The 202-nt window shown below is 64.4% G+C and carries 1 protein-coding gene; it reads right to left on the reverse strand.

The window, feature by feature from the left end; genetic code table 11:
- Positions 1–202 (reverse strand): type I-E CRISPR-associated endoribonuclease Cas2 (locus ACYF6T_RS44880; protein WP_461703747.1); only part of this gene is annotated, 202 nt, incomplete at both ends.

Genomic DNA, 202 nt, shown 5'->3' on the forward strand with positions numbered 1-202 from the left:
TGCCATACCTCCGACGCTTGGATGCGTTGCTCCAGCCTTTCCGTGGGGTGGTCGCGGCATTCGAGGAGTTCTGGGCGTTCGGGCGGCGGATGAGGGTCAAGCCCTCGTGGTCGACCGGGTGCCAAGCGTGGTCGTGAGTGCGGAAGGTGAAGCCTTGTTCGTTGTTCGTGGTGTGGGCAAGGAGGGCACGACCCTGATGGGC

Source organism: Streptomyces sp. 7R007 (genome assembly GCF_054850255.1).